The 18,510-nt window shown below is 44.7% G+C and carries 22 protein-coding genes and 2 riboswitches; of the genes, 9 read left to right on the forward strand and 13 right to left on the reverse strand.

Features of this window, described 5'->3' with window-relative positions:
- Positions 1 to 7 precede the first annotated feature (7 nt).
- Positions 8 to 292, forward strand: a complete 285-nt coding sequence (locus AC58UU_RS15750) for a hypothetical protein (RefSeq protein WP_497317070.1) — start codon at positions 8 to 10, stop codon at positions 290 to 292.
- Between the two features lie 15 nt (positions 293 to 307).
- On the opposite strand, the gene AC58UU_RS15755 is transcribed toward AC58UU_RS15750, so the two are convergent.
- Positions 308 to 529: a helix-turn-helix transcriptional regulator gene (locus AC58UU_RS15755; RefSeq protein WP_497317072.1), complete on the reverse strand. Its 222-nt coding sequence runs from the start codon at positions 527 to 529 to the stop codon at positions 308 to 310.
- 467 nt (positions 530 to 996) lie between these two features.
- Positions 997 to 1,190, forward strand: a riboswitch (cobalamin riboswitch).
- Positions 1,191 to 1,338: 148 nt separating this feature from the next.
- On the opposite strand from AC58UU_RS15755, the gene AC58UU_RS15760 reads away from it, so the two are divergent.
- From AC58UU_RS15760 to AC58UU_RS15775, 4 genes are read left to right on the forward strand one after another with little or no spacing between them, the layout of a single operon-like run.
- Entirely contained in the window at positions 1,339 to 2,118 is a 780-nt protein-coding gene (locus AC58UU_RS15760; RefSeq protein ID WP_497317074.1) for an energy-coupling factor ABC transporter permease, read from the forward strand.
- A complete protein-coding gene (locus tag AC58UU_RS15765) occupies positions 2,115 to 2,399 on the forward strand; it encodes an energy-coupling factor ABC transporter substrate-binding protein (RefSeq protein ID WP_171644818.1) in 285 nt (94 codons plus the stop codon). Before AC58UU_RS15760 ends, AC58UU_RS15765 begins: the two co-directional genes overlap by 4 nt.
- Complete coding sequence (gene cbiQ / locus AC58UU_RS15770; protein WP_497317076.1) at positions 2,396 to 3,202, forward strand: cobalt ECF transporter T component CbiQ; 807 nt, start codon at positions 2,396 to 2,398, stop codon at positions 3,200 to 3,202. The genes AC58UU_RS15765 and cbiQ overlap by 4 nt, the downstream gene beginning before the upstream one ends.
- Positions 3,202 to 4,038: an energy-coupling factor ABC transporter ATP-binding protein gene (locus AC58UU_RS15775; protein ID WP_497317078.1), complete on the forward strand. Its 837-nt coding sequence runs from the start codon at positions 3,202 to 3,204 to the stop codon at positions 4,036 to 4,038. The genes cbiQ and AC58UU_RS15775 overlap by 1 nt, the downstream gene beginning before the upstream one ends.
- Positions 4,039 to 4,822: 784 nt before the next feature.
- Here the strand turns inward: AC58UU_RS15775 and AC58UU_RS15780 are convergent.
- The 4 genes from AC58UU_RS15780 to AC58UU_RS15795 all read right to left on the reverse strand — a co-directional run bounded on the left by AC58UU_RS15780 (position 4,823) and on the right by AC58UU_RS15795 (position 6,385).
- On the reverse strand, positions 4,823 to 5,191 hold the full coding sequence (locus tag AC58UU_RS15780) for a (2Fe-2S) ferredoxin domain-containing protein (RefSeq protein WP_497317080.1): 369 nt from the start codon (positions 5,189 to 5,191) through the stop codon (positions 4,823 to 4,825).
- A 32-nt stretch (positions 5,192 to 5,223) separates the two neighbouring features.
- Positions 5,224 to 5,426: riboswitch (cobalamin riboswitch) on the reverse strand.
- 133 nt (positions 5,427 to 5,559) lie between these two features.
- The gene (locus AC58UU_RS15785) at positions 5,560 to 5,697 is read right to left on the reverse strand and encodes a hypothetical protein (RefSeq protein WP_156390195.1); all 138 of its coding nucleotides are present in this window, start codon (positions 5,695 to 5,697) and stop codon (positions 5,560 to 5,562) included.
- Positions 5,698 to 5,868: 171 nt separating this feature from the next.
- On the reverse strand, positions 5,869 to 5,982 hold the full coding sequence (locus tag AC58UU_RS15790) for a DUF4023 family protein (protein ID WP_084595043.1): 114 nt from the start codon (positions 5,980 to 5,982) through the stop codon (positions 5,869 to 5,871).
- 46 nt (positions 5,983 to 6,028) lie between these two features.
- Entirely contained in the window at positions 6,029 to 6,385 is a 357-nt protein-coding gene (locus AC58UU_RS15795; protein WP_307553192.1) for a hypothetical protein, read from the reverse strand.
- Positions 6,386 to 6,563: 178 nt separating this feature from the next.
- On the opposite strand from AC58UU_RS15795, the gene asnB reads away from it, so the two are divergent.
- Complete coding sequence (gene asnB / locus AC58UU_RS15800; protein WP_497317083.1) at positions 6,564 to 8,408, forward strand: asparagine synthase (glutamine-hydrolyzing); 1,845 nt, start codon at positions 6,564 to 6,566, stop codon at positions 8,406 to 8,408.
- Positions 8,409 to 8,462: 54 nt separating this feature from the next.
- Here asnB and AC58UU_RS15805 read toward each other — a convergent pair whose 3' ends face one another.
- The 3 genes from AC58UU_RS15805 to AC58UU_RS15815 all read right to left on the reverse strand — a co-directional run bounded on the left by AC58UU_RS15805 (position 8,463) and on the right by AC58UU_RS15815 (position 11,061).
- Entirely contained in the window at positions 8,463 to 9,110 is a 648-nt protein-coding gene (locus AC58UU_RS15805; protein WP_497317085.1) for an XTP/dITP diphosphatase, read from the reverse strand.
- Positions 9,094 to 9,852 carry a ribonuclease PH gene (gene rph, locus AC58UU_RS15810; protein ID WP_497317087.1) on the reverse strand — a complete coding sequence of 253 codons (759 nt, stop codon included), beginning with the start codon at positions 9,850 to 9,852 and terminating at the stop codon, positions 9,094 to 9,096. The genes AC58UU_RS15805 and rph overlap by 17 nt, the downstream gene beginning before the upstream one ends.
- Before the next feature lie 195 nt (positions 9,853 to 10,047).
- Positions 10,048 to 11,061 carry a GerMN domain-containing protein gene (locus AC58UU_RS15815; RefSeq protein WP_497317089.1) on the reverse strand — a complete coding sequence of 338 codons (1,014 nt, stop codon included), beginning with the start codon at positions 11,059 to 11,061 and terminating at the stop codon, positions 10,048 to 10,050.
- Between the two features lie 284 nt (positions 11,062 to 11,345).
- Here AC58UU_RS15815 and AC58UU_RS15820 point away from each other — a divergent pair, with 284 nt between their 5' ends.
- Positions 11,346 to 12,308 (forward strand): phosphatidylglycerophosphatase A family protein, encoded by a 963-nt coding sequence (locus AC58UU_RS15820; RefSeq protein WP_497317091.1) that lies wholly within the window; start codon positions 11,346 to 11,348, stop codon positions 12,306 to 12,308.
- Between the two features lie 283 nt (positions 12,309 to 12,591).
- On the opposite strand, the gene AC58UU_RS15825 is transcribed toward AC58UU_RS15820, so the two are convergent.
- The 3 genes from AC58UU_RS15825 to AC58UU_RS15835 are packed head-to-tail and all read right to left on the reverse strand — an operon-like array spanning position 12,592 to position 15,035.
- Positions 12,592 to 13,569: an MBL fold metallo-hydrolase gene (locus AC58UU_RS15825; protein WP_497317093.1), complete on the reverse strand. Its 978-nt coding sequence runs from the start codon at positions 13,567 to 13,569 to the stop codon at positions 12,592 to 12,594.
- A gap of 10 nt (positions 13,570 to 13,579) precedes the next feature.
- Positions 13,580 to 14,311, reverse strand: coding sequence for a class I SAM-dependent methyltransferase (locus AC58UU_RS15830; protein ID WP_497317095.1), 732 nt, complete (start codon positions 14,309 to 14,311; stop codon positions 13,580 to 13,582).
- A gap of 19 nt (positions 14,312 to 14,330) precedes the next feature.
- A complete protein-coding gene (locus AC58UU_RS15835) occupies positions 14,331 to 15,035 on the reverse strand; it encodes a DUF6483 family protein (protein ID WP_497317097.1) in 705 nt (234 codons plus the stop codon).
- A gap of 191 nt (positions 15,036 to 15,226) precedes the next feature.
- Between AC58UU_RS15835 and AC58UU_RS15840 the strand changes: the two genes are divergently transcribed.
- Together AC58UU_RS15840 and AC58UU_RS15845 are read left to right on the forward strand one after the other, a co-directional pair.
- Positions 15,227 to 15,448: a helix-turn-helix domain-containing protein gene (locus tag AC58UU_RS15840; RefSeq protein ID WP_028556998.1), complete on the forward strand. Its 222-nt coding sequence runs from the start codon at positions 15,227 to 15,229 to the stop codon at positions 15,446 to 15,448.
- Between the two features lie 194 nt (positions 15,449 to 15,642).
- Complete coding sequence (locus AC58UU_RS15845; protein ID WP_497317098.1) at positions 15,643 to 15,828, forward strand: hypothetical protein; 186 nt, start codon at positions 15,643 to 15,645, stop codon at positions 15,826 to 15,828.
- Between the two features lie 167 nt (positions 15,829 to 15,995).
- Here the strand turns inward: AC58UU_RS15845 and AC58UU_RS15850 are convergent, their stop codons facing one another.
- Both AC58UU_RS15850 and AC58UU_RS15855 read right to left on the reverse strand, forming a co-directional pair.
- On the reverse strand, positions 15,996 to 16,166 hold the full coding sequence (locus tag AC58UU_RS15850; RefSeq protein WP_497317100.1) for a hypothetical protein: 171 nt from the start codon (positions 16,164 to 16,166) through the stop codon (positions 15,996 to 15,998).
- 126 nt (positions 16,167 to 16,292) lie between these two features.
- On the reverse strand, positions 16,293 to 18,311 hold the full coding sequence (locus tag AC58UU_RS15855; protein ID WP_497317348.1) for an S-layer homology domain-containing protein: 2,019 nt from the start codon (positions 18,309 to 18,311) through the stop codon (positions 16,293 to 16,295).
- Positions 18,312 to 18,510 lie beyond the last annotated feature (199 nt).

Raw genomic sequence — 18,510 nt, forward strand, 5'->3', positions numbered from 1 at the left:
TACTAACGTGAATAAGCCTAAGAGCTCCGAGCCTGATCTGATCGAATATATGCAGCTGGTGAAACAGACGAAGTTGGAGCGTTATGATACCTCCATAGATAACCATACACAAGTTCGAATCGCCAGTCTCACACCTGTATTTAAAGGGGATCTAGCAGTGCTTGGCCTTACACCCGTTCTTACGATGCCTGTTTACACAAGCGTATCAGAAATCGCGCCTGTTGTTATGGTACCTTGGAAAAAGCACACGTGGAAAGATCGTCTATCGATGATTAGAGCCTCCTTTATATAATCCCTCTGTCATCGGCTATAACACTGATCTCTCCATCGCCGCGGATTCCTGGAAAGTTATATGATCCTCGTTCCTTTTGTTTTGCTGAACCCATTCTGTAGCCTCTGACTGATCAAAAAACACCATGCCACTGACCACTTTTAAGTAAGGTAATCCCTCCTTCATCCACTTGCTTAAAGTTTGTTTTGAAACACCTATAACTTGGTAAAACTCAGTCTCCCGAATCAGATTTTGCATCTGAGTTACCTCCCTCCAATTTTTACGTTCGGATTTTAACATCGCAATTTAATTGCGCGAAATACATCTTGCGATTCCCGTCATTTGTGTCCATTCCGTGAATATCTAGATGACAAAAAGCCCAGATAAAAGTGCTGGGCGAAAACGATTTCTAGATAGCTAGGACAACAACAGGACAACCGAGCCAACCGAGAATATTTCGTGCATACCTCTAGGCAGAACAACTACATGTCAACAAGGAACGTATTTCAAGGCCTCTACGAGCTTCTCTAAGGACCGAAAGACATTTAAATGTTTCCAGACTTCTAAGCGTGCGGTCGGGGGGTTCGAATCCCTCCTGGGACGTTCATGCACGGCAAAGGATCGCGAGAAATCGCGATCTTTTTTTGTTTATCTACATTTGTTAAAATTAAAAATTCTCTATGCTACGAATCTTTCATATTATGTTATACTCTTTTCAATTACATATTTTTTCGAATAAATGAGGTGCCCTTGCGTAGCAACCAAGGGGTAACAGGGAATCGGGTGCAAATCCCGAGCGGTCCCGCCACTGTATTCGGGGAGTTTCTTTCTATCATGTCACTTGATGCATATTCAGGGAAGGCTGAAAGAATACGATGATCCGAGAGCCAGGAGACCTACCTTCATTTATGCACCCAGAAACCTTCGCGGAAAGGAGCGGTGTACGTCAAGTCTCTCGACATCTAGCTTATATTTGTCGTTTATTCGTACGTACCCACGACCAATCCATCAGGATTGGTCTTTTTTGTTCGTTACTCAAACTTCAATTTAGGAGGAATTAAAAAAACATGCAAACAAAAACACGAAAGACCAAGGTCACTAGCTTCTTACTAGTGGTTATAGGGTTAGCCCTCTATCTATTCATTAATGAACCGCAAACCGTCTACGGCATGCACATTATGGAAGGATTTCTCCCCGTAGGTTGGGCAATATTTTGGTGGGCAGCCTTCCTTCCGTTCTTCTTTCTAGGTGTCCGAGCACTTATCAAAATTACAAAAGAACATCCAGAGCTCAAAATTATGCTCGGCCTTGCTGGCGCATTCACCTTCGTACTGTCGGCATTGAAGATCCCTTCTGTAACCGGAAGCAGCTCTCACCCAACAGGTACAGGTTTAGGAGCTGTAATGTTCGGACCGCTCCCTATGAGCGTCCTAGGGTCGATTGTATTGTTGTTTCAAGCGGTTTTACTTGCTCATGGAGGACTTACTACACTCGGAGCAAATGCTTTCTCCATGGCCCTCTCCGGTCCAGTAGTTGGTTACTTCATATATAAGTCCATGATGAAAACAACCGGCAAACAAAAATGGTCGATATTTTTGGCGGCTGCTCTTGCCGACTTATCCACATACATTGTTACTTCTGTCCAATTAGCTCTTGCATTCCCAGCTGAACAAGGTGGATTTATAGCATCCTTCTTGAAATTCGGCGGCATTTTTGCCATTACGCAAATCCCTCTTGCCATTAGTGAAGGCATTTTAACCGTCTTAATATGGAATTGGTTACAATCTTACAGCCCTAAAGAGCTATCCATTCTACAACATAAAATGAAAGGAGCTTCTGAACTATGAAAACTCGAACTGCAAATACCCTCATGCTGATTGCCGTTGTATTATTAGCAGTCTTGCCCCTTATTTTCGTACAAGGTGAATTTGGTGGAGCTGATAACGCCGCTGAACAATTAATTCAGAGTATTCAACCTTCCTATACGCCATGGTTCTCTTCTTTATTTGAGCTCCCAGCTGAGACGGAAAGTATGCTATTCGCCTTACAAGCAGCCATTGGCGCTGGCTTCATAGGGTTTGCTTTTGGCTTTTTCAAAGGGAAAGCGTCTAAATCCAAAAATCAATGATGAAACAGATCGATTCACTCTCCTATAAAAATGCCTTACGCCCCCTATCACCGATGTGGAAGTGCGGTTTTGCAGTTACCATGCTGATATTTTCTTATCTTACGCATCCTGCGGTCCAGGTACTTATAGCGTTTTGGATGGCCCTGTGGACGGTAGGCTACGCTCGCATTCCAATCAAATATTATGTAACTATCATCGGTGCTGCATGTCTTTTTTTTGTAAGTAGTGTACCCGCATTAGTCGTAGAGATCCGTCCTTTGCAAGCAGCCTTGCCTGATATTCATGAGGTGGCGACATTTACATTTATTAACTGGAAGTTGTCCGTTACTTCAACTGGTCTTCTGCTAATTGGAAAATTATTCGTTCGTATTATTGCGAGCCTAAGTTGCGTGTCTTTTATTATGTTCAGTACTCCTTTTTCTGAATTGCTGCAAGTCTTACAAAAAGTTCGTGTTCCCAAGCTGGTTCTGGAAATTATGCTTATTATGTATCGGTTTCTGTTCATCCTATTTGAAATTGCCAATAACATGTATGTAGCTCAGCAATCAAGAGGCGGTCAGACCGGTTTCCAAAATAAACTAAAGGATACAGCCATTATTATTGTTCAAATGTTTATCAAAACGATGCAGCGGTATAGATCACTGTCAAATGGCCTTGTCTCCAGAGGCTTTACGGATGATATTCACATGGCCCCCTACCAAGCTCATCCTGTACCTTTTCGATATAAACTGGAAAGTTATATAGGAATCACGCTTTTACTGCTGCTCGAAATTTGGCTGCGTTGGAATTGGAGGAGTATCTGATGAGCACGATTTTAGAAACCTTAGAAGTGAGTTTCAGCTACCCTGCTTCAAAGAACAAGGCTTTAAACAAATTAAAGCTCCGAATCCCCGAGGGGAAAAAAACGGCCATTTGCGGTCATAATGGTTCTGGCAAATCTACTTTATTTCTTCAAGCTATTGGCATTCATTCACCTTCATCAGGTCAAGTTTTATGGAAGAACGAACCTTTGACTTACACCCGCAAAGAACTTAAACAGTTACGTCAAGACGTTGGACTTGTCTTTCAAGATCCAGAACAGCAGCTCATACTGAATACTCCTTATGAGGATGTCACCTACGGTTTGCGAAATGCTGCTACTCCTGAGCCTGAGATTACTCGCCGAGCAGAAGCGATATTACGTACGATGGGACTCGAACATTTAGCACATACACCCATTCACCACTTGAGCCTTGGTCAAAAGAAACGAGTAGCCCTAGCCGGTGTGCTTGTGCTTGAACCAAAGCTGCTGCTTCTGGATGAACCAACGGCCTATCTGGATCGCATCTCGGAACAACAGCTTGTCGAGGAACTTGACCGTATACATAGCCGCGGAATCACGTTAGTCATGGCCACCCATGATATGAACCTAGCTTACTCATGGGCTGATTGGATTCTAGTGATGGATCAAGGACAATGCGTCATGGAAGGCACGCCAGATGAAATATTCAATGATAGCAAGGCTATCAATATGCTTGGTCTTGATAGGCCCATGCTGCTAGATTTGTGGGAAGCATTGCCTGAAGCTAGTCGTCGGGGAGTCTCGGCACCAAGGAATGTGAAGGACTTTACAGCATTATTACAAAAAGTCTATTTATAATTATCATCAACGACTCTATATAAGTTAAAAGTGGCTGTCCCAACAGTGATAAATAGTTAGAGGGACAGCTTCTTCATGTATGCATGCATCTATTAATGGTAGCCCTCTCGTTCCGCTAATTCAATGTTTAGCTCTTTTCATCCACCTTAGTGGCTTGTCGTTCCATTATGAACATGTATGACAAATAAGCGCGAAAACCGCGCTTTCAGTGAGAGCTCGCCAAGGTCGACAGAGTCTGAGAAGCTGAATATCGACTTCTCAGCAGACCATCCTGCACGTCCGTGCCAAATAAGCTCTGAAAACGCGCTTATTCAGGAGCACCCGAACCAATAAGCGCGAAAACCGCGCTTTCAGCGAGAGCTCTGCGAGCCGACAGAGTCTGAGAAGCTGAAAATCGACTTCTCAGCAGACCATCCTGCGCGCCCGCGCTGAATAAGCGCGGAAAACGCGCTTATTCAGGAGCACCCGAACCAATAAGCGCGATAACCGCGCTTTCAGTGAGAGCTCGCCGAGTCGACAGAGTCTGAGATGCTGAATATCGACTTCTCAGCAGACCATCCTGCGCGTCCGTGCCAAATAAGCTCTGAAAACGTGCTTAATCTGGAGGGCACGAATAAATAAGGGGTAAGCTTTGCTCACCCCTTACCTAAAACATATAAATTCTGACCAAAGAGGACCTCCCCCTATTGGCGGAAGTCCTTATGGATACGTGCTTTAAGGTAGATATCCCAAAAGGTTTATAAACCATTTGGGATATCTACCTTTTCAAACTTTCATTATCTGATTATTTACTTTGTATGCGACTAATGCCCTTATTTCCTTTTCCGGTTGGCACAAAGCGTTCCTCAAAGCTATAAATCATATGTTCTTGGAGTGGTTTCCCCTCTAATAAATGCTCTCTAACAAGCCTTCTCCCAGTCTCTGGTGTCATTTCCTTGTACCAAATCCCTTGCGGATACACCGTAACAACACCTGCATCCTGACAGCGCCCATTACATCTAGTCCGAGTTGTATGTATTAGATGCTCGGCTCCGTGCTTCGAAATTTCATCTCGGATGGCTAGCGTTGTTTCATCTCCTGAATTTTTCAGACAAGATCCTCCGTTACAGATAAGTACATGATGTTGGACTGTTGATAGATCCCACGTACTCATAAGAACACCTCCCTATCTCCCGTAGGTATATAACTGTGCTGCTGAAATAGGCAGGTCTCCTGGCTTCAGGATCTTCATCAAACGTCAGCCTTCCCAATCGGTCGATCAGTGGCATAGAGACGTTGACTCCTCTGTTACAGTGGCGGGACCGCGTCGGCTTTGAACCGATCTTCCCTTTTAAGCTTACCCTGCGCTTGGATAGCGAGGTGCAAGCACCTATTTCGAATATGAAATTATGACCGAGTTTATTCAAATCATTTAAACTCAACCATCATCTTACCTCATAGTCTATTTACATACAAGGAAAAAGCCCCAACCAAATGGTAGGGACTTCATCGAAGCTGTATTTACGATTTCAAATCACACATTTAAACGGAAGGACGATTCGGTTGGTGATGTCCAGGTTCTGTTGAATCTAGATTCGACTGTATGCGAGAAGATTGCTTCGAATGATCGATTGTGCTCTGTATCCTCTGATCCATACTTTTACTTTTCTTTTTGCTCATGATGAGATTGATCCTCCTGTGAGTTGAAGTAATGATCACTTGATTAGTATGGAGAGATGCCGCACCAAATATGCTGTATAAAATACCCATAAAGGACGAAGGCAAAGGGAACACAAAAGCAAAAGCCTGTAAGGAAACCTCCCTACAGGCTCTTGATGGTGCCATTAGACTTTAGTGCTTCTTGTGCGGCAAATTACTGCCTGGCTGACCGTCACCTTGGGTCCTGAGATTCTTCGCGGCTTTCCTCTGCTTGTCGTGCAGCTTGCTAATGAAATGACTATCCATGAGCATTCGCCTCCTGAAGAAAGAATGGCACTACCTCTTTAGAATGTCACACAAGGTCTAAATTTAAACGCATGGCAAGATTAAGAATCGCGCCTCTTGCTTCTGCATCTGTTTTGACTTTTTCGTACAATTCTTCAAAATTAGTGCGGTTTTGAATAAATTCCGGTTCGGTTTTGATAGCCGTTTGTGTCCAGTTAATCAAGACATTCTCCGCTTGGGTAAGTTCATTGTAAGCACGATGTAGGCCGACACGCTCAATAATTTCTTCCATTTCTGCTTGCCCTACTTCTTTACCTTCTTCTTTTAATTCTGCAATACGTTTATCCGCTTGGTTACTGATTTGCAGAAAATGCTCTCTTGAGGCCAGATAATCAATTTGTGCTTTAGAGTGTTTCTTTTTCATTGTCATCACCTTTGTCATTTAGTAAGTAAGAATTGGGTTTATTGTATCAGGCCTGTCAACAAAACACAAAATCCGTCCGGATGACTGCGCCCATCCAGTTCTGGACAGACATTATCTACCTTGAGTTTGCATACCTTTTATCATCATGCTCTCTTTATAAGGAAAGGAAGGAACGTCTATGTGCGGAATAACGGGTTGGATAGATTGGCGGAAAGACTTGACCGGGTACCCGTCCATTCTAGAAAATATGACGGAAACGCTCCATTTGCGTGGACCTGATGCTTCTGGTACATGGATTTCACAGCATTGTGCCCTCGGCCATCGGCGTCTTAGTGTAATGGATCCAGAAAACGGCGCTCAGCCCATGGTACGGAAACAAGGAGACTACACGTATACGATCGTATATAATGGCGAACTCTATAACGCCCCTGAACTCAAAAAGGAGCTCGAACTTCGTGGACATCATTTCCGCACGACCTGTGATACAGAGGTGCTGCTTGTTGCCTTTATCGAGTGGGGGAGAGCTTGTGTAGATCGACTTAATGGCATTTTCGCTTTCGCGGCCTGGAATGATCAGGAACAATCCCTTTATTTGGTCAGAGATCGGCTTGGCGTAAAGCCGCTTTTTTATTCTCATCAAAATAGTGTGCTTCTATTCGGCTCTGAGCCGAAAGCCATTCTCGCTCACCCCGACTTCGAAGCAGAAGTTGGTGCGGAAGGCTTGGCCGAGATCTTCGCAGTAGGTCCAGCTCGCACACCTGGTCATGGGATTTATCGCAACATGTCTGAGCTCAAACCAGGACAATGCGCTGTATTTGACCGCAATGGCTTATCCATTCGTACCTATTGGAAGCTCGAAAGCCACCAGCACCCAGACGACATCGACGCTACGGCATTACAAGTTGGGCAACTTCTTAGAGACACCTCCCAGCGCCAACTTGTTTCTGATGTACCCATCTGTACTCTACTATCGGGTGGACTCGATTCTAGTGCGCTTACTGCACTTGCTTCTGCTCATTACAAGGAGAGCGGGCAAGGCGTTTTGCATACCTTTTCTGTTGATTACAAAGATAATGACAAGCATTTTAAAGCAAATGTATTTCAACCAAATTCAGATGCACCTTGGATCAAACGAATGACAGAGCATCTGGGGACAGAGCATCATTATATTGAATTCGACACACCTGAACTCGTGGAATCACTGAAAACAGCGGTATTTGCCCGCGATACACCAGGGATGGCTGATGTCGATGGGTCTCTTTATTTATTTTGCCGTGAGATCAAAAAAGAAGCAACGGTTGCCATTTCCGGCGAGGCTGCTGACGAAATATTCGGTGGATATCCTTGGTTCCACAACGAAGAAGCTTTGGCTGCGGGGACGTTCCCATGGTCCTTAAAACTGAACAATCGAGTCGACCTGCTGGCTCCCGATCTTGTGGATTGGATCAAACCAGTCGAATATGTGAGCAATCGGTATCAGCAAGCATTGAACGAAGTGCCGCGGTTAGCTGGAGAAACACAGCAGCAAAACCGTATGCGAGAAATGTCTTACTTAAACATTACCCGGTTCATGCCAACACTTTTGGATCGTAAGGATCGGATGAGTATGGCGGTCGGCCTTGAAGTCCGCGTCCCTTTCTGCGATCACCGTCTTGTCGAGTATGTTTGGAATATTCCCTGGGAAATCAAAACATCGGGTGATCGGGAGAAAGGTATTTTGCGCAAAGCACTCAGAGGCGTTCTACCTGACGATGTGCTAACTCGCAAGAAGAGTCCTTATCCAAAGACACACAACCCTAATTATTTAGCCGCTATGAGAAAATGGGTGCTGGAGATTCTGGATGATCCCAGCTCACCCTTGCTTCCCTTCATTGATGTTAAGAAAATCCGTGCACTTGCCAGCTCAGAGACGAATGATTTCGATCTCCCATGGTTTGGTCAGTTAATGACAGGTCCTCAACTATTCGCCTATTTGGCACAAGTGGATACTTGGTTACGTTCCTATAAAATTTCCATTCGATAAATGAATAAACCTGCTTCCCACCGATGAAGTGGAAAGCAGGTTTTCTTCATGATATTAGTCGTTCTGATCAGGAAGTCTATCCAAAAACATGCGTAAAGCTTTGGCTCGATGGCTTATCTCATTCTTCTCTTCCATTGTTAATTCAGCCATCGTTCTCCCAAGAGATGGGATATAAAACAACGGATCATAGCCGAAGCCGCTATCGCCACGTTCTTCCCCGATAATGTAACCACGGCAGGAGTCCTCAGCTTCAATCACTTCATTAGCTACAGGGTCGATGAGTGTAAGCGCACAAACATAGGAAGCTTCGCTTAGAAGCTTTGGGTGTTCTGCACTAGCAGGCAATCCTTCTACAGAACCTACCTCACTTAATTCTTGCAGCAGCTTAGCATTATTGTCTTCATCCGTAGCATTCTCTCCAGCGTACCTGGCTGAATAAACACCCGGTTCACCGTTCAAAGCCGCTACACACAAACCTGAATCATCGGCAAGAACCGGCACATGGAGATGTGCCGAAATAATCTGCGCTTTAATCCGTGCATTTTCTGCAAACGTCGTTCCGCTCTCCACGATTTCTGGAAGATCCGTATAGTCCGTTAAGCAGCGAACTTTGTAGCCTTTTGCTCCAAAAAGCTTCGCAAACTCTTTGACTTTACCCTCGTTACGTGTTGCAATGACGACGAAATTACTTTGTAGCAGCATGATGTACACCTCGAATGCGATCAGCGATCGGGCCTAATACTTTAGATTGCTCTTCAATCATCGTATGGATGCCTGTTTCAGCAAGAGCGAGCAGTTCATCCAGTTCATTACGGGAAAAAGGTGCATCCTCGCCTGTTCCTTGGATTTCTACGAATTGACCCTGCCCCGTCATCACGACGTTCATATCTACTTTAGCATGTGAATCTTCTTCATAATTCAGATCCAGCCGCGGTGTTTGGCCGATAACACCAACGCTCACAGAAGCCAGAAAGTCGTTAATCGGGAATTTGGCTAATTTTTTGTCTGTCGCCAGCTTATCGATGGCAAATGCCATAGCAACAAAAGCACCTGTAATTGACGTAGTACGAGTTCCGCCATCAGCTTGAATAACATCGCAATCCAGTGTAATAGATCTTTCGCCTAATGCTTCCAAATTCACCACGGAACGAAGCGCACGGCCTATAAGACGCTGAATCTCCATCGTACGTCCACCAAGCTTGCCTTTGGCAGCTTCACGCTGATTTCTAACCTGCGTAGCACGTGGTAGCATCGAATATTCGGCTGTTACCCATCCTTTCCCTTGACCTTTCATAAAAGGTGGGACTCGCTCTTCAATCGTCGCTGTACAAATCACTTTGGTATCCCCGACCTCAATAAGCACCGAGCCTTCCGCGTGTTTTATATAATGAGGGGTTATTTTCATTGGTCGCAGTTCTTGATTCGTTCTTCCGCCAATTCTCATAAATGTTGTTCTCCTCCTGTTGCTTCCATCAGAAGCTTGTTCCTACGCCCCATTGTAACAAAGTAGCCAGCGAAAAGCATCCCGAGCCAAAACAATGATGCCGAACATTGATTATAATGCTGAGAAAACCCCTATGCAAGCGGCTTGTCAAAGACAGCGCTTTTGCATAGAGGTCGTTAGAACCGGGAAAGCTTCTTAAAGCTTAGCCGGATTAATATGAGCTGTTTTAGTTACAGGCTTCACAGCACCATCCACTTTAATTTGGACTTGTTTAAAGCTTGTGTTCTCAGTCAATGAAAGAATAACAGACTGCATAGCTTCGGTGGATGCTTTCTGATCGGCGCCAAGGAATTTATTGGAGAAGTCAACGGTTATAACACCATCAGACGGCTTAATGCTCTTAACTTCCGTAGTAGCATTCAGTACAGCAGCCAGACCCTTCTTCTGATCAGGCCCTTTGATCAACTGTTCGACAACCGCTTTCGCGACATCATCTGTCCTTTTGACGAGCCTTGTAACAGGTACATAATATTTGTAATTTTGATCATTTTGATTCAAGAAATAGAGTGTAACCGGTGTGGATTGACCAAATTCAGCGTCCTCAGCCTTCTCAATGTTGATCCCCATAGAGCGAGCAAGAGGAATATCCAGCGGTGTCTTCCCTTTCGGCATCTCCTTAAGATCTTTCCCATCTACACGCAGCTGCACTTTCTCTACGGTTGGAAAGCTCGTCAGGTTCCAAGTGATAGCCTCCAAAATCTTTCTCTCATTCGGCCCATCGTAATTGAGGAACTCCTTAGAGAAATCAACAATGGCACGCTTGTCTGATGTAACATTCAAACTTACGACTTTCGTACCTTTAGGCAGCAGAGCTTGGAAACCAGATGGAAGCAGACTTGCAACCGGTCCTCCGTCCACCATATACTCGAGAGTCGTTTTGGCGACAGACACCGTTTTTGGTAATCCAAGACTAAGTGGAGCAACGAATCCTTTTGCATCTTTTACATAAACCGTCATCTGTGATGAATTGTCTTCGATCATATCGATCGTAACGGCTGCTGATGTCGTCTTCGCGTCAGCTTCCGCACCCGTTGTCGGAGGTGCATCGATGTCACTTTTCTTCCCAGTGCCCAGAACCGAACATCCCGTGGTCAGCAAGGCAATTACCCCCGCGATAGCGGCTGAACGAATCCAATGTTGATGTTTCATTAGCTTATTTCCTCCTCCAAGTTTTCGCAGAAGCCCGAAGCATCTGCCCTGTATTTTTATGGCCTGTACATTGCTTTTTCGTATTAATATGTATACGAGGCTTTGTCCGATTTATAACTACTTTTTGTCCCATTTCGAAAAAAACTCATGCACCAGGATTTAAAGCCTGCGGCGCCCTGTGGGACATTACAATAAGTCAAATCCTAGGAGTTAACTTCCTTCGGCATCTTATAAAGATATGCTATACTCAAAAATAAGAATTGACCTAATTTGGAGGCGCTTCAATGAGAACATTCCTTAAAGAAAAAGCAAACATTTTCAACGAATTCCGTGAAGAAGTTTTCAGTCACTATTCCCAAGCTGTCATCGAAGAAGCTGTTGCTCGCTTACTCGTCGAAATCAAAGGAATTAAGAAAATTCCCTATGAAATGATCACAACAACTCTACTAGGCGTATTAAGCAAAACAGAAACCTATAACGTTATGTCCACGCTCATGGAGCTCCAAAAGAAGGTCAAACATGATTCCGAGCTTCTAGCTAGTATGAAGGACCCAGCTTACAATGTTCATCGCACCATTGCTATGTCCATCTGTGGACTATATGGCAGCGGCGCGATTTCTCTTTTTGGATTCATGGACTGCAAATTCCGTTTCTTCTTTCCGACCAAACGTCCTAAATCCTTCATTTCCAAAGGGATCTGTGCCATTGTTGCCTCAACTGTCAGTTCAATCATTTCTGAAAATGTGAAAGAGGACTATACCGCGCGTAACCTGGCTCTGTTCGAGTCGAGAGGCGTGGCTTTGGAGGATATGGTGGATATCCTGGATCAGCTTCAACGCCCCTACAATCCGGATATGGAGCGCAGCCTTTGTGAAGAGCATGTTCTTGCCGTATTGCGAAAACAACAAACATTCCACGCCCTTCAATTGGCGATCAAAATTGATACAGCAGTCGAAGCAGGAGAATTTAACCCCCAGTATAATCATATTGTCGGACAAGACGAAGGGCTTTTCGGGGTTGATGAAAGCATCGCAACTGCCGTTCCACTCATGTATGGCACCATTGCACTCACGAATTTCGGATACCTCGACAAAGAGAAAATCGGGATTATCAAAGACCTCGATAGCGATCATTCCGAGGGAAAATGCAATACATTTATCGATGATATGGTATGCGGTATCGTAGCTGCCGCCTGTGGCCGTTTGGCGCATAATAATATTCCTACTTATAGTAAGCCTTTGAAGTGAGGCTAGTTGTCATTCTAGTTACAATTCTACTTTCGATTAAATCGGATAGAAGTTGTGAGCGAAGTGATGTGGAGAGAATTGCGTAATGTGCAGTAGAGTGAAATGCTGTGGGAGAATTGCGTATTATGCTCTTGGGAGAATCAAAGGTTATGGGACTAATGTTCATCAAACAATCATTAACGGAACGTGTGGACCTTATTTCACTAAAATGACCCCTTTTCATGAGCATGAGGGAACTAGGAAGAGCCTCAACCATTCATTCGTGGTTGGGGCTCTTCTGTATTTATTTAGATGTTGCAACATATTGAATGAGCTCCGCGGCGGGGTCTACCTGCTGGATGCGGCCTTCTGCTTCCAGCAGGACGAGGTGAGCGATCGTCTCCGATAGCGCGAACCTCATCTGGTGTATGCTCAGCCGGTCGCCAAACGTCGCCCGGCACACCTCATAAGCGCTAAGCGGCGCGCTTAACTGCCCCTCCATGAGCGCGAGCCGCTCATGATGATGGCGCACAAGCTCCTCTGCGCGTGCGCCAAAGCCGGACCATGGCTCCCGGTGCCCCGGGTAAGCCATCTTCACAGGCAGCCTGCTGATCTCCTGCAGGCTGCTGAGGTACGCGCCGAGCGGGTTTTCTTCCACCTGCGGGAGGAAGGAAACGTTCGGCGATATTTGCGGCAGGACATGGTCGCCGCAAAAGATCGCCTCCGCCGCGGCGTCGTAGAAGCACAGATGACCCGCGGCATGGCCGGGGGTCTCGATGGCTTCGTACACGCGGTCCCCGAGGCGCACAGGCCCTTCAGGCAGCACCGTGATCTGCGGCTGCGGCGACACCAGCGAGACGAAGCTCACCATGTGCTTCGTCATCTCGATCAGTCCGGCTGCCGGGAAGCCGTGCCGGGCAAAGAGCGTTAGGAGCAGCGCCGACATCGGCTGCTCCGGGCCCCACAAGAGCTGCACCTGCGCTAGGCCGGTCTCCGAAAGGAGAACCGGCGCGCCCGTGCGCTCCTGGAACCAACCCGCCATCCCGTAATGATCGGGATGGTGGTGGGTGAGCACGATCTGCTCAACGTGCTCGAAACCGATCCCGCGCTCCTGCAGCACCTGCTGCCAGAGCGCCTCCGCATCCGGAGTGCGGAGCCCCGGATCAATCACGGTATACCCATTGCTGCCTCGTACGAGGTAAGCATTCACCCAACGCAGAGGGAAGGGCAGCGGAACCTTCACTTGCGTGATCTCATCTGTATGTTCAGTCACGATGTTCATTTCCGAGTACTCATCCTTCCTTATGCCCTACAAAAATCAACCGACTTGATGCTTCAGCATCATAAGCCTGTCCATCATATTCACCGTATACTTGATCAATATGTAAACCCGCTTTTAACAGCATAGATTCAAATGCCGTTCGATCATACAACTTAACCTGTTCCAGATAATGCCGATCAGCAGTACCCTTTTGCGAAATCACAATCCGTTTACGCACACAGCCATCTTCAATTGTTCTTGCTTCACGAATCAATAGATCTTCTTCCGTTCGCTCTGATTGAGGAACGAGATTAGACTGAACGTAAACCGGATTCAAGAAATCGATAATGAAACGGCCGCCCTCTTTTAGAAGCCGATGAATTTCATAAAGCACCTTCTCATTTTGTTCATCCTCTTCAAAATAGCCAAACGAAGTAAACAAATTCACGACAGCATCGTATCGCCGGTCGAGCGGTACTTCACGCATATCTCCGCGCAGCCAAGTTACTTGCTTTCCAGCGTCTAACTTAACCGCCTCATTCAAAAGCACCTCGGATAAATCCACGCCCGTTACATCGTAACCGAACTCAGCCAGCGCCATGGAATGGCGGCCCATGCCGCAGCATAAATCAAGCACTTCGGCCCCTTGCTTCAGCCCCAGCCAATCAATCATCTTCTTCACTTCATGGTAAGCACCTTGCAAATCTCTGTGTTTATAAACATTTAAATAATCATTCCCAAAACTTTCCTGATACCAAGCCATTTCTTCACACCTTCAGTTTCTACGATTTATACATGTAAGGAATATCAAATGATTGCAATTTTTGCTTCACAATACGCAAACCATCAAACGCTTCTTCTTTGCTAAAATTGCCTGCTTGCAGGAGTTCTTCTTCCATATCCATTAATTTTTCGTAAAAGATTACACCTTGTTCGAGTACGACGGATCGGTCCGGATGATCTTCCATATAATGAAATAAAACATCCTCTACCTTAGCGTAATTGCCCTGTTTCTCATAATGCACGAAAAGAAGCCTCTTGATCTCCTCCGGGATGATCCATCCTTGAAGACGTTCCAAGCTCTGGTTCAATCGGTACGTAATCTCATCGTTCACTTCATCCATAGGTTCAACTTCGGGTAAGAGCGATAGGTGAAGCAGCAAATCAACGGATTTTAGATAAGCGTGATAAGTCTCGTCAGTCTGTTCATGCCGCTGAAGCAGGTCGCCTTGTCCTACAAACATATCGCTAAGCACCAGGGCTTTGGCGGTATCCACGCTGCCATGATAGGACAATAAATCAAGGATATCCTTACTCGATAATGCCTGCAAAGAGCGAATATTCAGCCCCAATAGATGGCGACTTGCTTCATCCAGCTGCTGCTGAGCATCTTCTAATGGGATATGTGCCTTATTAAAAAGTATGCGATGCAGCACCACGGTCATTTGCTCAATCTGCCGCATAAAATAATCACGCTTGAACATCATTTGAGCCTCCTTTGTTCAAAGAAATGCTTCATTTTAGCTTACCACGCCTCGGAAGGAAACTCAAAAGCGGATATCGCCTATTTTTATGCATATACCGCACCATTGACAACAGCCCTTCATAAACTAATTTTGACTGTATCCCTAAACCTTGTAATTCCCAATACCCGAGCAAGGAGGGGTGACACACATCCATGGGCAGCGACCACAAAAACAAATTTCTACTTACTAACCGCGAAAGAGAAGTATTCGAACTCTTAGTACAAGACAAAACCACGAAAGATATCGCGCAGCAGCTTTTCATAAGCGAAAAGACTGTGAGGAATCACATTTCTAACGTCATGCAAAAGCTGAACGTAAAGGGTCGTTCACAAGCGGTTGTAGAACTGATCAAGCTTGGGGAATTAAAGATCTGATTCCGTCAGCAGAGGGATCCATGTAAGCCTTTGAGCCTCCTTATGGAGGATTCAAGGGCTTTTATGTTTGGCAGGAGGATTAGGAATCATCCAAATATTGAAAGTTTTGTTAACCCGACATTTCGACAACAAGTGACGTCATGCATGTACTATGATAAATATACAATTCATTCTTAAGGAGGTAATTATGCTAAATGGTTGAAGCAACCAATGATCAAAAAAACATTTTTTCACTTTCAATGCTTCTAAATATAGAACCCAAAATTCTGCTTAGACTTTGCAATTATATTGAATCCAGAGGACATTTCTTTACGAAATCAGAAGAGGGTACTATTCAATTTAATGATAGAGATATCGCTGTTATCCTAGCCCATTACTGAAGGGCTCTTTTCTTTGTAATAGACTCACAACCATGCATGTTCACAACTCCTATCAGGATAAAAAAAGAAGCCCACTAAATCGCTTGGGCACTGATAAAGGCCATGTTTTTCAACGAAAGTTGAAATCATGGCCTTTTCTTTATTTAATATGTAGTTTTGAGGTGATCTCAATTTTTAATAAGTCCGAAAGGGTTCGCGCTTATGAAACGGCGCCATTCTTCCGTGTTGACTATTACTTCGTTTCGTTTCTCATCTAGTCCCTTTACAATCTCTTTGAAAAACTCCTCATTCGAAGAACCATCGTAATAAAAAGGAAAGTCATTATCCTGTTTTGGCATGCTTTCACCTCCTTTTGAGTACTATTGTAAAACCTATTCGCTATTCACCTAATCTAAAACGGTAATCCTAAGAGTAACAACACAAAAAAAAGAAGCCCCATATATCTGTGGGCTTCTTTTCGCATATTATTTGATCGTGATGGAGGTTACGAGCTTGTTAACACCTTTTAGCTGGATCAGATTCCCTTCCTTAAATAAGGCCAAGTTGCCGGAAAGCGTGACACCAGAGGATACCTGATAGATTGTAGTTTGTTCCCTACCATTAATGGTTTGAGTGATGGAAATCGTTGCAAGTTCACCTTGGGCATTGAGGGTAGTTCCTTTTAACTTTCCTAAAAGATCAAATGGTAAATTCGCATCGATCATTTTGGTAACTTCAATGTAAATGACTTTATTGTCCGAGGTGCGGATATCGACTTCATCGCCAACTTTTAAATCAACAGCTCTGACCTTCACGCCGTTCCTATAAACAACGACATCCGGATGAAGTGTGAATACGGTTGTAACTCCCGACTTCGTGAGCTTCAGTTCATTGTTGCTAACCGCGACGCTTACCGTACCGTTGTTTGTAATGGGTTGAACCATTTTGGTCACTTCAATATAAATGACTTTATTTTCGGTAGTGCGAATATTGACTTCGTCTCCAACTTGCAAATCGGAAGCATTGACTTTCAACCCATTGCGATAAACGATAACATCCGAGTGAAGTATTAACTCAAATGTAACACCTGACTTCTGAAGCTTAAGCACGTTATTGCTGACAACTGCGCTAACTGTCCCACTATTCGTAATGGCTTGTGCCGTTTGTGTTACTTCAATGAAAATGACTTTATTGTCGGATGTGCGAACATTCACCTCATCGCCAACCAACAAGGAGGAAGCATTAACTTTCACGCCATTCCGATAAATGACCACATCTGGATGCAGAGTGTATGAAGTTGTAACGCCTGATTTCGTAAGCTTCAGCACATTGTTACTAACGGTCGCGCTAACTGTCCCGCTGCTTGAAATAGGTACAATCGATTTGGTGACTTCGATGTAGATAACCTTATTATCCGAAGTGCGAATGTTAACTTCATCACCAACTTTTAGGTCATACGCACTAACTTTAATACCGTTGCGATAAACGACGACATCCGGATGAAGCGTTAGTGTAGAGGTAGCTCCAGCCTTCGTTAGCGTCAATGTATTATTCGTAACTGCCGTACTTACAGTGCCGCTGTAGATAATGGATTGCACGGCATTGGTCACTTCAATGAATACAATTTGACCATTATATGTGCGTACTTTCACTACGTCCCCAGCCTGCAAAGCAGATGCGTTTACTTTGGCCCCGTTCCGATAAATGAAAACATCTGGATGCAGAGGATAAGTTGATGTTGTGCCTGAACTCGTGATACTTAGCGTGTTGTTGGTAACAACCCTGCTTACAGTTCCATTTATCGTGTTATTCCCTTGGTCTGGTAATTGACCGCCCGTACGATCTAGTAAAGCTGCGAGCTGAGCCCGTGTTACCGGTTGATTAGGCCTAAACGTATTGTCTTCGAAACCATCGATCAAACCTTTCTCGATGGCAACAGCTACATAACCCACAGCGCCTGCAGGAATTTGTTTCGCATCTTTAAACGGTAGCGTCGTGTTCATTTTCGCCTTCGCCTGAGCTTCTAACTTCAACGCTTTAACTAAAAGTGTCGTTGCCCAAAGCCGGTCACCTTCCTTTTGAGGCTGAACCATATCGTCAATTTCCGAGAACAAATCATTTTCTAAAGCTACAGCTACATAACCGACTGCCCAAGAAGGAACTTTATCAGCATCTTTAAAATTAAGATGAGTGCTCATTTCTGCTGATGATTCTGCTTGGCTGCGAAGTCCCATCAAACGAACGGCAGCCGTAATCGCTTCGATTCGGGAAACCGTATTATGAGGTTTAAAGGTACCATCCTCATACCCTTCAAACACACGCTTGGATGCTAAGCTCGCGATATAGCGTATCGCCCACTCCGCACTTTGCAAATCGTCAAAGGTAAGATGAATCTCAACCTTACTGTCATCTTTTTTATTTCCATTGTCTTTGGCTAGAACGGCTGTGCCGCTTCCCATGATCATAACGAAAGCAAGACCCGTCGCTATTACTTTTCTGAGCATCACGCTTCACACACTCTCCTTCTTTATTTGAATACTACATGTATCAGAAGAGTTCGTTGGCATGGTTATTTTTAGGAGGGTATCCTTTTATTTTCCATAGATAAATTTTCCTTTATCCATCCAATAGAATGATCAAGTAAATCTTTAACTAATTTAGCATACGCGTTGTAAATAAACTGTCATATTCTGTACCGCTGGC

Source organism: Paenibacillus sp. JT22N1 (genome assembly GCF_059692155.1).

Bases quoted from the DNA above. Each gene is read 5' to 3' on its own strand.
- AC58UU_RS15755 (WP_497317072.1), bottom strand. From the start codon at position 529: ATGCAAAATCTGATTCGGGAGACTGAGTTTTACCAAGTTATAGGTGTT.
- AC58UU_RS15760 (WP_497317074.1), top strand. From the start codon at position 1,339: ATGCAAACAAAAACACGAAAGACCAAGGTCACTAGCTTCTTACTAGTG.
- AC58UU_RS15765 (WP_171644818.1), top strand. From the start codon at position 2,115: ATGAAAACTCGAACTGCAAATACCCTCATGCTGATTGCCGTTGTATTA.
- cbiQ (WP_497317076.1), top strand. From the start codon at position 2,396: ATGATGAAACAGATCGATTCACTCTCCTATAAAAATGCCTTACGCCCC.
- AC58UU_RS15775 (WP_497317078.1), top strand. From the start codon at position 3,202: ATGAGCACGATTTTAGAAACCTTAGAAGTGAGTTTCAGCTACCCTGCT.
- AC58UU_RS15780 (WP_497317080.1), bottom strand. From the start codon at position 5,191: ATGAGTACGTGGGATCTATCAACAGTCCAACATCATGTACTTATCTGT.
- AC58UU_RS15785 (WP_156390195.1), bottom strand. From the start codon at position 5,697: ATGAGCAAAAAGAAAAGTAAAAGTATGGATCAGAGGATACAGAGCACA.
- AC58UU_RS15790 (WP_084595043.1), bottom strand. From the start codon at position 5,982: ATGGATAGTCATTTCATTAGCAAGCTGCACGACAAGCAGAGGAAAGCC.
- AC58UU_RS15795 (WP_307553192.1), bottom strand. From the start codon at position 6,385: ATGAAAAAGAAACACTCTAAAGCACAAATTGATTATCTGGCCTCAAGA.
- asnB (WP_497317083.1), top strand. From the start codon at position 6,564: ATGTGCGGAATAACGGGTTGGATAGATTGGCGGAAAGACTTGACCGGG.
- AC58UU_RS15805 (WP_497317085.1), bottom strand. From the start codon at position 9,110: ATGCTGCTACAAAGTAATTTCGTCGTCATTGCAACACGTAACGAGGGT.
- rph (WP_497317087.1), bottom strand. From the start codon at position 9,852: ATGAGAATTGGCGGAAGAACGAATCAAGAACTGCGACCAATGAAAATA.
- AC58UU_RS15815 (WP_497317089.1), bottom strand. From the start codon at position 11,061: ATGAAACATCAACATTGGATTCGTTCAGCCGCTATCGCGGGGGTAATT.
- AC58UU_RS15820 (WP_497317091.1), top strand. From the start codon at position 11,346: ATGAGAACATTCCTTAAAGAAAAAGCAAACATTTTCAACGAATTCCGT.
- AC58UU_RS15825 (WP_497317093.1), bottom strand. From the start codon at position 13,569: ATGAACATCGTGACTGAACATACAGATGAGATCACGCAAGTGAAGGTT.
- AC58UU_RS15830 (WP_497317095.1), bottom strand. From the start codon at position 14,311: ATGGCTTGGTATCAGGAAAGTTTTGGGAATGATTATTTAAATGTTTAT.
- AC58UU_RS15835 (WP_497317097.1), bottom strand. From the start codon at position 15,035: ATGATGTTCAAGCGTGATTATTTTATGCGGCAGATTGAGCAAATGACC.
- AC58UU_RS15840 (WP_028556998.1), top strand. From the start codon at position 15,227: ATGGGCAGCGACCACAAAAACAAATTTCTACTTACTAACCGCGAAAGA.
- AC58UU_RS15845 (WP_497317098.1), top strand. From the start codon at position 15,643: ATGGTTGAAGCAACCAATGATCAAAAAAACATTTTTTCACTTTCAATG.
- AC58UU_RS15850 (WP_497317100.1), bottom strand. From the start codon at position 16,166: ATGCCAAAACAGGATAATGACTTTCCTTTTTATTACGATGGTTCTTCG.
- AC58UU_RS15855 (WP_497317348.1), bottom strand. From the start codon at position 18,311: ATGCTCAGAAAAGTAATAGCGACGGGTCTTGCTTTCGTTATGATCATG.